General features: G+C 55.5%; 9 protein-coding genes. 4 read left to right on the top strand and 5 right to left on the bottom strand.

Annotation, left to right across the window (positions count from 1 at the left end; genetic code table 11):
* Window positions 1-87 precede the first annotated feature (87 nt).
* From V8L71_RS08380 to V8L71_RS08365, 4 genes are read left to right on the top strand one after another with little or no spacing between them, the layout of a single operon-like run.
* Window positions 88-1290, top strand: a complete 1203-nt coding sequence (locus V8L71_RS08380; RefSeq protein ID WP_336273847.1) for a thiamine pyrophosphate-dependent dehydrogenase E1 component subunit alpha — start codon at window positions 88-90, stop codon at window positions 1288-1290.
* Window position 1291: 1 nt separating this feature from the next.
* The gene (locus V8L71_RS08375; RefSeq protein ID WP_336273814.1) at window positions 1292-2269 is read left to right on the top strand and encodes an alpha-ketoacid dehydrogenase subunit beta; all 978 of its coding nucleotides are present in this window, start codon (window positions 1292-1294) and stop codon (window positions 2267-2269) included.
* Between the two features lie 38 nt (window positions 2270-2307).
* Window positions 2308-3558 (top strand): 2-oxo acid dehydrogenase subunit E2, encoded by a 1251-nt coding sequence (locus V8L71_RS08370; protein ID WP_336273813.1) that lies wholly within the window; start codon window positions 2308-2310, stop codon window positions 3556-3558.
* Window positions 3559-3569: 11 nt separating this feature from the next.
* Entirely contained in the window at window positions 3570-5432 is a 1863-nt protein-coding gene (locus tag V8L71_RS08365; protein ID WP_336273812.1) for a protein kinase domain-containing protein, read from the top strand.
* Between the two features lie 25 nt (window positions 5433-5457).
* Here V8L71_RS08365 and V8L71_RS08360 read toward each other — a convergent pair whose 3' ends face one another.
* The 5 genes from V8L71_RS08360 to V8L71_RS08340 all read right to left on the bottom strand — a co-directional run bounded on the left by V8L71_RS08360 (window position 5458) and on the right by V8L71_RS08340 (window position 10829).
* Window positions 5458-6084, bottom strand: coding sequence for an ABC-type transport auxiliary lipoprotein family protein (locus V8L71_RS08360; RefSeq protein WP_336273811.1), 627 nt, complete (start codon window positions 6082-6084; stop codon window positions 5458-5460).
* Window positions 6081-7022, bottom strand: a complete 942-nt coding sequence (locus tag V8L71_RS08355; RefSeq protein ID WP_336273810.1) for an MlaD family protein — start codon at window positions 7020-7022, stop codon at window positions 6081-6083. Before V8L71_RS08355 ends, V8L71_RS08360 begins: the two co-directional genes overlap by 4 nt.
* A 6-nt stretch (window positions 7023-7028) precedes the next feature.
* Complete coding sequence (locus V8L71_RS08350) at window positions 7029-7859, bottom strand: ABC transporter ATP-binding protein (protein ID WP_336273846.1); 831 nt, start codon at window positions 7857-7859, stop codon at window positions 7029-7031.
* On the bottom strand, window positions 7853-8983 hold the full coding sequence (locus tag V8L71_RS08345; RefSeq protein ID WP_336273809.1) for an MlaE family ABC transporter permease: 1131 nt from the start codon (window positions 8981-8983) through the stop codon (window positions 7853-7855). Before V8L71_RS08345 ends, V8L71_RS08350 begins: the two co-directional genes overlap by 7 nt.
* A gap of 145 nt (window positions 8984-9128) precedes the next feature.
* Window positions 9129-10829, bottom strand: a complete 1701-nt coding sequence (locus tag V8L71_RS08340) for a SulP family inorganic anion transporter (protein WP_336273808.1) — start codon at window positions 10827-10829, stop codon at window positions 9129-9131.
* Window positions 10830-11038: the final 209 nt, after the last annotated feature.

The raw sequence follows: 11038 nt of genomic DNA, 5'->3' as shown, positions 1-11038 counted from the left end.
GTTGGCCTATGACAGATAAATCCACTGGCATAAACGGTCAATACCAACAACACTGCCCTCAAAAGGGGTAAAACAAGGACAATAATGATGACACAGTACGTACACCAGCCGGACTTCATGACCGGCGACGAATTCTCGATCCCTACCTTCAGCCTGCTTAACCCCGAAGGTGAGCTGCATAGCGGCGCTAGTGAACCGGTACTCGAACGCGATCACGCCCGGCGTATCTACCAAGCAATGCTGGCCACGCGTATTCTCGATGAACGCATGATGGCGGCTCAGCGCCAAGGGCGGCTGAGCTTCTACATGCAGTGCACAGGGGAAGAGGCCGCCGTAGTGGGCGCCACCGCTGCGCTTAATGACGCCGATATGATTATGGCGCAGTACCGCGAGCAGGGCGCTTTAATGTATCGCGGCTTCTCGATCGACGAATTTATGAATCAGCTGTTCGGCAACGAGCTGGACTACGGCAAAGGCCGTCAAATGCCGATTCACTATGGGTCGCGCAAGCTGCATTACATGACCATCTCGTCCCCCTTGGCAACTCAGATTCCTCAAGCCACGGGCTACGCTTACGGCCAAAAATTGGCTGGTAACGGTCACTGCACGTTAACGTTTTTTGGGGAAGGCGCTGCCTCAGAGGGTGATTTCCACGCCGCGCTGAATATGGCCTCAGTGCATCAGGTGCCGGTGATTTTCTTCTGCCGTAACAATGGCTATGCCATTTCCACGCCAGCCGTCGAGCAGTTTGCCGCCGACGGTATCGCTCCGCGTGCTTTTGGCTACCATATGCACGTAATCCGCGTGGATGGCAACGACGTGCTGGCGGTCTATGAAGCGACTCGGCAGGCACGCAAGATCGCCGTTGAGCAAAATCAGCCGGTATTGATCGAGGCCATGAGCTATCGCCTTGCCGCACACTCTTCTTCCGACGACCCTTCTGGCTATCGCTCGAAAGATGAAGAGGAGGTGTGGCGCGCCAAAGACCCACTGCTGCGGCTGCAAAAATGGCTGTTGAAGAAGCAGTGGTGGAGCGAAGAGGAGGAGGCTTCCCAGCAGGAAACCCTTCGTCGTGAAGTGTTGGAAACCATGAAGCGAGCAGAAAAGCGCTCATCGCCGCCGCTAGAGAGCCTGATCAGCGATGTGTATGCCGATATTACCCCGTCGCTACAACGCCAATTCGATCAGTTAAAACGCCATATCCGTCGCTACCCCGAGGCTTATCCCCGCGGGGCGCAGTCGTTGGATCTAGACGTGGGCACCGAGACTGATACCCAGGGAGAGGCGTAACATGGCTACCATGAACATGCTCCAGGCAATTAATAATGCCCTGGATATCGCCATGGCAGAGGATGAAAAAGTCATCTGCTTTGGTGAAGATGTGGGTATTTTTGGCGGCGTATTTCGGGCCACCAGTCACCTGCAGGAGAAGTACGGCAAAGCGCGCTGTTTCAACACTCCCCTTGTCGAACAGGGCATTATCGGTTTTGCCAACGGCTTGGCAGCCCAAGGCTCGGTGCCTGTGGCAGAAATACAGTTTGCCGACTATATCTTTCCCGCGTTTGACCAGATCGTTAACGAAACTGCCAAGTTCCGCTACCGCTCAGGCGATCTGTTTAACGTTGGCGGATTGACCATTCGAACCCCTTACGGCGGCGGCATCGCCGGTGGCCTTTATCACTCTCAATCACCGGAAGCTTATTTCACCCATACACCTGGGTTAAAGGTGGTGGTGCCGCGCAACCCCTATCAAGCCAAAGGGCTACTGCTTGCCGCTATTCGCGACCCGGATCCGGTACTTTTTCTGGAGCCTAAGCGTCTCTATCGCGCTGCGGTAGGCGACGTGCCCGAAGAGGATTACCAGCTACCCATTGGCGAAGCCGAAATCACCAAGGAGGGGACGGATATTACCGTGGTGGGCTGGGGCGCGCAGATGGAAGTGATCGGCAAAGCGGTTGAACTAGCCGAAGAGCAGGGCATCGCCTGTGAAGTGATCGATCTGCGCTCACTGCTGCCCTGGGATGCCGACACGGTAGCGGAATCCGTATTTAAAACTGGCCGCCTGGTCGTCAGCCACGAAGCTCCATTAACTGGCGGCTTTGCCGGTGAAATTGCTGCCACTATTCAAGAGCGTTGTTTTCTCTACCTGGAATCGCCCATTGCCCGGGTGACGGGTCTGGATACGCCTTTTCCGCTGGTGCTGGAAAAAGAGTATCTGCCTGATCACCTGAAGATTTTTGAAGCGATTCGCGAAAGCGTCAACTTTTAGTGGCTATTAATGCCTAAGTACGCATGGGGAGAACAACAATGAGCGATTTTTTACTGCCTGATATTGGCGAGGGTATCGTCGAGTGCGAAGTCGTCGAGTGGCGCGTCGCTGAAGGCGATCAAATTGAAGAAGACCAGCCTATCGTTGAAGTCATGACCGACAAAGCGCTGGTGGAGATTACCGCCCCCGAAGCCGGTGTCGTGACCAAACTGTATGTGGCCCAGGGCCAAATTGCTAAAGTCCATGCACCACTGTATGCCTATCAAGTGGATGGGGCCAGTAACAGTATGAGCGAGGCCGAGCCTGAAGCGGCGCAATCGGCCTCCAGTGATAAGCCAAAGATGCCAGAACCGTCCACTACTTCAGGTGCTCCGGCGGCTGGCCGCTTATATGACAAGGTACCAGCCAGCCCCGCCGTCAGGCGCCTGGTGCGTGAACACGCTCTTCAGCTTACGGAGATCGCTGGCAGCGGCAAAGATGGTCGGGTGCTAAAAGAGGACGTGCTGGCGCATATTGACCAAGCATCCTCATCTAGCCAAACCGCTGTTAACAACCCTGCTGTTAAAAACCAAGCTGAAACTCAGGCGCCCAGAGTGGAACCCCTCCGCGGCGTGCGGGCGGTCATGGCCAAGCGCATGGTCGAGGCAGCCAGCACTATTCCGCATTTTCACTACGGCGAAGAGATCGACGTTACCGCACTGCTGGCGCTGCGAGAGCGCTTGAAACCGGTGGCCGAGGCCCAGGGCGAGCGGCTGACATTGATGCCGTTTTTTATGAAAGCCATGGCGTTAGCCGTCGCCGAAGAGCCCATCGTTAATGCCCAGTTAAATGCCGCGGGGGATGAGCTGCACTACTACCCCCAGTGCAATATCGGGATGGCGGTAGATAGCAAGTCAGGCCTGATGGTGCCCAATGTCAAAAACGTTGAGCGCTTAACCCTGTTGGAAATTGCCCGTGAAGTCGGCCGGTTAACCACCTCAGCCCGGGAGGGGCGGGTAGATCAGGCGGATCTAAAAGGCGGCACCATTAGTATTTCCAATATCGGAGCGCTGGGAGGCACCTACGCCGCGCCGATTATTAACGCCCCAGAAGCCGCCATTGTGGCGATTGGTAAAACCCAATGGTTACCGCGCTTTGATGAGCAGGGTGAGGTACAGCGCCGCGCGATTATGACCATCACCTGGGCGGGCGATCACCGCTTTATCGACGGTGGTACTATTGCGCGTTTCTGTAATGCCTGGAAGGGCTTTCTGGAAGCCCCAGAGACCATGCTGCTTCACTTGGGCTAGTAAGGCGACTTATGTCCCAGGCACCGCTTCAGCAGTTTTACATACCCGAAGAGCAGTCGGTTTATCTGCTGAGTCATCACGATGCCCGCAAGCTTAAAGACTGGGTGGCGCTGTGCCAGGCGCAGCTCTCCCAGTTGGGCTATAAGGGCATCGAGCTGATTGGCAAGGGCGCCTACGGTTTTGTATTTGCTGGCAGTACCGTCCACCAAGGTGCTGTAGCGCACTATGTCTTTAAATTCTCGCGCATTACCCTACCCACGCACTTGCAGGAACGCCTCGAAGAGGAGGCGTTTATGCTCGAGCAGGTGTCCCATCCTCGCATTCCAGGTCTCATTGCCTACCAGCGTTCCCGGGGGCAGTCCATTCTGGTGATGGAGCGTGCCCCCGGCTGGAATCTAGAGCAGGTATCGCTTAAACAGGGGCGCCTCTCACCCCGCTTGATTGTGCGCATGGCGGCGCAGTTGGCCGACATCCTGCTTACCCTGCGCCGGGAGTCAGGCCCCCAGGCACGGCCGGTAGTGCATGGCGATATTAAGCCTTCTAACTTGGTGTATGACGCCGAGCAGGAGTCTATTGCGCTAATCGACTGGGGCTCATCGGTATTTGCCCAATTGGATGCTCAACTGCAGTTTGTGGGCGCGAACGTCATGGAGCTGATGTCGGATAATCTGCAGCAAACCAATGCCCGATTGGGCGATGTTTACTTTATTGGCGAAGAGCAGTTAAACGGCGCGCTCTCATCGCCGCGGTTCGATGAGCAGGGAGCAGCAGGCACCCTGTATGCGCTGGCATCGGCGCAGTCGTGTCGATTTGGCCATCGAGCCATTCCCGCCTGTTCGCTGGGGTTACCGATGGAGTTTGCCCGCACCCTGGATGGAATGCTCGACCCCGACCCTCAGGTGCGGCGCAAAGCAGGCGACTACTTTCTAAACCACATGCCGCGTATGGCCAGAGTCGTAATGATCGATCTGCCCGCATCGCACAATGTACCGCTGGTGCCGGTATGGGCGCGCCCCGCGCATCAGGAGATCGATACCGTGGTCTATAGCTCGCGCAAAGCCTTCCTGCGCGAAGCGTTTTCACAGGAAGAGCATGCTCAAGAAACCCTGAATGATGTCAATGATGTGCAGTTAGATCGCTACTACAAGCAGTTTATGCAGGGTATGGGTGAAACCGAAAAGGCCTTTTTGGCGTCGGTGAGCCGCTTGGGCAAATATCCGGTGGTAGGGGGCTTGGCGGTACGCTGGGAGCGAGAAGGGGTATATATCGACTCGTCGTTAAATTTACACGACCCGACGCTGAAGCCCGCCTTTATCGAAGCGGTTAACAATATGGTGCACCTGGCGCGGGCAATTCACCGCCAGGGCGTGTTTAAAAGCTGCTTGTTTAACGCGCGCCAAACACTGCACTTAGAACGAGCTTCCGTGGATGAAGCCTTCGTTAGCGAACCCAGAATGGCGATAGGCTACGAGTTGAGCGCAGTACCGGAGCTCGAGGATCGCACCCGTCAGCACAGCTACTTTGAAGATGGCCCCGACCCAGAAGAGCTTTTGGTACTGCCCGAGGCGATTATGCATGTGCTGCAGCAGCTCAATGATATTCACCACACCGGCATGATCATTTTTGAAGCGCTTCCACAGCACCTCAAAATACATAGCTACTACCGCCTGCTGGATCCGGCTCGAGAGGGCGAGTTCCGCACGCTGCTGGCGCGCATTCTCGCCTCGGTAGACCAGATAGAGGGCCTAGGCGTCTCGGGCTACATGAAGATGCCCTACAAAGACACCCGTTACTTTACTCATCTTGAAAGCCAACCCGAACGCTACTACCCCCGCGACCCGCGGGAGTATGTCCGAAGGGAAAAAACCTCCTAATCACGCTGGCTTAGTCAATGCTAGCTTACTCAAGTGTATGAGCTTCCTCCTGATTAGCCAGCCAGTTGACCAGTTCTTCAGCAAGCTCGTCACTAGCGATACCAAACGCATTAACCACATCAGGTATATCGGTGCTTATTGATTGCGCGCTAGTGGTGAAGCTTTGAGTCGCGATTGAAGCGCGGTTTTGAGTGCTGACGAGCTGAACATCAAGCTGAACTTTCACCGTGGGCGGATGGGTAGCGTAGTCGCTCTGAAAGTGACGTAGTTCGCTCAGCAGCAGTCGTTCTGAAGGCAGGCTATCGCTCCCCACGCTGGCAAATAGGCGGCTCTGCTGTAGCCCCGTGATCAAACGCGATTGAAGCAAGTCAGGGGCGTCCTCCTGCCAGCGGGCACCTTCATACACATTAACGATATTGCCCTCTGGGTAGACCACAATGCGGTTGCTACTCAGTAAATGTCCCGCCTGGGGAGCAGCCACCGCGAGGCGTTGACGGGTTATTATAGCATCGGATGACGGGGTAACGGGCTGCACATCGCTACTGGGCAGACGATACAGCGTCGCTGGTTCACTTTCGGGCAATATTGAACAGCCACTGCTGAATAGCAACGCAGCGCAAACTAAAACGATAGCGGTGGGGCGCAAAGTCATGGACGGAACTCCTCTACTTGATCACGGCCCAGGATAAAGTCCGTTGGGCTCTCCTCTAGCTGACGAGTAATACGATCCAGCGTAGCGAGCGTGGAGCGCAGCGAAGAGAGCGCTGGGGCAATATCCTGCGCACCCTGCAGACTGCCTTCGATGGCGCCAGCGTTAGTCTCTACTAATTGCTCAATACGCTGAGCAGCACGGGCCACATCATCGCTCGCCTCGGCGGCGCTCTGCATTACCAGCCGGCCATCTTGACGCAGCAACTGCGTCGCTTCCTGGCTAAGTGCGTCGATGCTGTTAAGTGTGGTCGTCGCCTGGCGGGTCGCCTCGCCGAAAAGCGCCATATTTTGGTCTAGAGCGTCCTGCTGGGTGGCAATCATTTCGGTGATCTGAGCAATATTGGTTAAAATACTGCCTGCCTGCTCACGGTTATTATCGTCAAACAGCTCGTTAACGTTTTTCAGAATTGAGTTGATGTTCTCGATCATATCTTCGCCTTCATCGAACAGCGTGGCGATGGGCGAAGGGTCTGCGCGTATAAACGGCGCTTCGATATCGGTTTCGTCAATCAGCAGCGGGGCTTCCGGGGTACCCCCGTGGAGTTGCACAGACATGCTGCCGGTAATACTGGCAAAGGCTAGTTTTGCCCGGGTGTCTGTTTTAATCGGCGCGTCATCGTAGACGCGGATATGGGCAATCACCTGCCGTGGGTCATCAGGATTGAGGTTCAGCTCGGTAACGTCCCCCACCTCAATACCGTTATATTGCACTCGGCTGCCGACCGATAAGCCGCTGACGCTGCGCTCAAAAAGAATACGGTAAGGCTGGTAGCTACGTTCGCCTGCTGCATAGCTCATCCATAGCGCAAACAGCAGCGCCGCTGCGGCGGTGCCCAGCGTGAATAAACCGATTAACACGTGATGCGCGCGGGTTTCCATCTACCCTCACTCCTGTGTGTAAGCATTCGTTGAAGTGGCAGTATGAGCACTTTGCGCGGCTCGACCACGCGGCCCATGAAAGTAATCTTGAACCCATTCATCGTCGGTCTCCGCGACCTTGTCGATGGTATCCACCACCAACACGCGTTTCTGCGAGAGCACGGCGACCCGATCGCAGGCGGCGTAGAGCGTATCCAGGTCATGGGTAACCAGAAATACGCTGAACCCCAGCGCATCGCGAAGGGTGACCAGCAACTGATCGAAGGCCGCCGCGCCAATAGGGTCAAGCCCAGCGGTGGGCTCATCAAGAAACAGGATGTCAGGGTCAAGCGCTAAGGCGCGGGCGAGGGCGGCGCGTTTGACCATGCCGCCAGATAGCGACTCAGGAAACTGCAGCGCAGCCTGTGGTGGAAGCCCGACCAACGATAGCTTGACCCTGGCAAGATGCTCGGCGTCTTCACGGGGTAGCCTGGCGTGTTCAATTAGCGGTAGGGCAATATTCTCTTGCAGGTTCAACGAGCTGAACAGCGCACCGCGCTGAAACAGCACGCCAAAGCGCCGCTCTATTTGGCTGCGCTGTGCATCGTCAAGCTCGTTAAGGGTTGTGCCGAGGACTTCAACCGTGCCGTCATTGGGGCGCTTCAGACCGACGATGCTGCGTAATAGCACTGATTTACCGGTACCCGAACCGCCTACAACGCCGAGGATTTCCCCACGTTCGAGGGTTAAATCTAAGTTTTCGTGAACAACATGAGTGCCAAAGCGATTGACCAAGCCTCGAACTTTAATGACCGCTTGGTTGTTTTGCTCTGTTGGTTTATCTGATTCAGTCACCAGCCCATCTCCATAAAGAATAGTGCGGCGACGGCATCAATCAGAATCACCATAAAAATCGATTGAACGACGCTGGACGTCGTGTGTTCCCCCACCGACTGCGCGCTGCCGCTGACCTTAAAGCCTTCAAGGCAGCCGATCACGGCGATCACAAAGGCAAACACCGGTGCTTTGCTAAGGCCTACCAAAAAATGCGTCACCGACACGTCTTTTTGCAGTGTGGCCATAAACTGGGTAAGTGAAATATCCAGCGATAGGGAGGTGACCATAGCGCCTCCCGCTAACCCGCTGAGCATACCTACAAAGGCGAGCATAGGCAGGCTAATCAACATCGCCATTACCCGTGGAAGCACCAAAAGCTCGATAGGATCTAGCCCTTGGGCCTGCAGGGCATCAATCTCTTCGTTGGATTTCATGGCGCCAATTTGGGCAGTAAAGGCGCTGGCGGTTCGTCCCGCCAGTAGGATCGCAGCAAGCAGAACGCCGAACTCTCGCAAGAATGAGAACGCAACAAGATCGATGGTATAAATCGTGGCGCCAAAATCCTGCAAAACGGTAGCGCCAAGGAAAGCCACAACGGCGCCCACCATAAAGGTGAGTAGTGCGACGATGGGTACAGCATTAAGACCGCTCTGCTGAATATGGGCCACGGTGGCCGTTAAGCGCCAGTGGCGTGGCCGCAATACCAGATGGAAGAGGGTGGCCACGACGAGACCAATGAAGGCCAGCAGTTGGCGCTGCTGAGACCAAAGCCCCACCATTTGTTGACCCACGCTGGCAAGCGCTTGGCTAATACGCGAATAGGTTGGGGGATCAACGTCAAGCGGGGCTTCCATGGCTTCGGCAATACGCACCAGCAGCGCCTGCTGCTCTTTCGGCAGTTCTGCTGCCCAATCCGCTACCGCCTGCGCTTTCTCAACGCCAATCAGCTCCACAATGAGTATGGCACCAGCGGTATCAAGGCGCGTTATTGCGTCTAGTGAAACCGTCGCATCCGTTGGCTTGCCAGGCTCAGTTCGAGTTTCACTGTGCTGAAGCGCCGCTTTAATATGGCGATAATTGGCAAGCGTCCACTCGCCTTTAAGGGTGACTGTTTGATCATGACGCGCTATCCACTCGCTTGGCATCCCCACTCCTTGGCGCTCTTGGTATCGATGCGCTTGTTTAGAAGTCTATGATACATTCAAACGAGCGTTAGTTAAAGCTAGCAGACGAATTGTCATTACTTTGATTTTCTCGGCCACCAATTAATGGCACGTTACGGCAAGATGGTTAGGAAAATTCACGCCAAGCGGCATAAGTACTTAAAAATACTCGTCCGGTAAGCGCCTCAAGGAAGTCACTCTTCTTGAGTTGATCCATCACCGGACCTTTGACCTCGGATAGATGCAGTTTTACATCGGAGTCTTTTAAGCGCGCATTGATCGCATCCAAGCTCTCTAGCGCCGAGGCATCGATCAGATTAACCGCCGAACAGATCAGCACCACGTGCTCAAGCTCCGGATGACTCGCCACTAGGTTATAAACGGTGTCTTCCAAGTAGCGGGCATTGGCAAAATAGAGACTCTCATCGATGCGCAGTAGGGCAACGGTATTGACCGTTTCGACATCGTGGCGGGTGGTGTTTCTAAAGTGTTCGGTACCGGGCACGCGGCCTACCAAGGCGCTATGCGGGCGGCTGGTGCGGTACAAAAACAGCGCTATAGAGAGGGTTACGCCGCTGATGATGCCAGCTTCAACGCCTTCGCCCAGCGTGAGCAGAATTGTAACTGCCATGGCGGCAAAGTCGCTGCGGGAGTAGCGCCAGGTTTGGCGCAGCATGGGGATGTCTACCAGCGTCCAAATCGAAACGGTGATTGTCGCGGCCAGGGTGGCGATGGGCAGATAGTAGAGCCAACCGGTAAACGACATGGTGACCAGTGCAATGCCCAGCGCTGCAAAGGCACCCGCCGCAGGCGTTTGCGCCCCTGCATCGTAGTTAATAACAGTGCGTGATAACCCTCCGGTTACCGGCATGCCGCTGGAAAGCCCGGCGGCTAAATTGCTGGCGCCCAGGCCTACTAACTCCTGATTGGGAGAGATGCGTTGGCGCCGTTTAGCGGCCAACATCTGGCCCATGGAAACCGACTCCACAAAGCCGACCAGACTAATCAGCAGCGCTGGGATTAGTAGCGCTCGCCACAGCGAGTAGTCCCCCCAGGGGAAACTCAACGCGGGTAACCCACCGGGAATGGATCCCACTACGTCGACGCCTTTATCGGCCAACTGCCAGTGCCAGGTCACCAGGGTGGTAATCACTACCGCAAAAACTGGCCCCGCTTTGGCGATCAAGTCCGCCAGGGTGTTTGGCAGGCCCATCTTGTGCAGGGTGGCTTTACCTTTGCGTCGCATAGCAATCAGAAACAGGAGGGTTCCACTGCCAATCAGCAAAGTGGGTAAGTTAAAGGTGGCTAAATTGGGCACCAGGGTAATAAGGCGCTCCACCAGGGTAAAGCCACTACTCTCAACCCCCAGCAAACTGCCAAGTTGGCTAGCTGCGATCAAAATACCCGACGCCGTTAAAAAACCGGAGATAACCGGGTGGCTTAAAAAATTGCTGAAAAAGCCCATTTTCAGCAGCCCCATCACGACCAGCATGCCCCCAGAAAGCAGTGACAGGATGAGCGCTGCCTGTAAGTAGGTCTCGGTACCTGTGGCCGCCACTGATGAGAGCGCGGCACCGGTCATCAGCGCGATGATTGCCACCGGCCCGACAGCGAGGGTTTTGCTGGTGCCAAACAGGGTATAGACCAGTTGTGGCAGGATGCTAGCGTACAGGCCTACCACGGCGGGTAGCCCGGCTAGCAGCGCGTAGGCCAGCGACTGGGGAATGACCATCACCGTGACGATCAAACCCGCCAAAAGGTCGGCCCCCAGCAGGCGTTTATGGTAGTGGGGGAGCCACGTCAGGATCGGCAAGTAGCGCTTTAGCATGGATTCCATAGGGTGTAAGAGTGGCAGAACAAAGAGAGTAAGGGATATTCCATTTCATTGCAGTGCTTATATTCATTTGCACGGCGGTAACTCTATGATGACGAAGCGCTTAATACTTCGCGTCTTCCCCCAAAGTGCTACTTCTTTCATTAGCGTAACACGCTAAGCTTAGCCACAAAGGGGAGTTAAGCCCCCCCTTATGTAGGGTT

Source organism: Vreelandella indica (assembly GCF_037070225.1).
Classification (GTDB): domain Bacteria; phylum Pseudomonadota; class Gammaproteobacteria; order Pseudomonadales; family Halomonadaceae; genus Vreelandella; species Vreelandella arctica.
The sequence above is the reverse complement of the archived record's forward strand: the minus strand, read 5'-3'. Positions and strand labels throughout refer to the sequence as shown.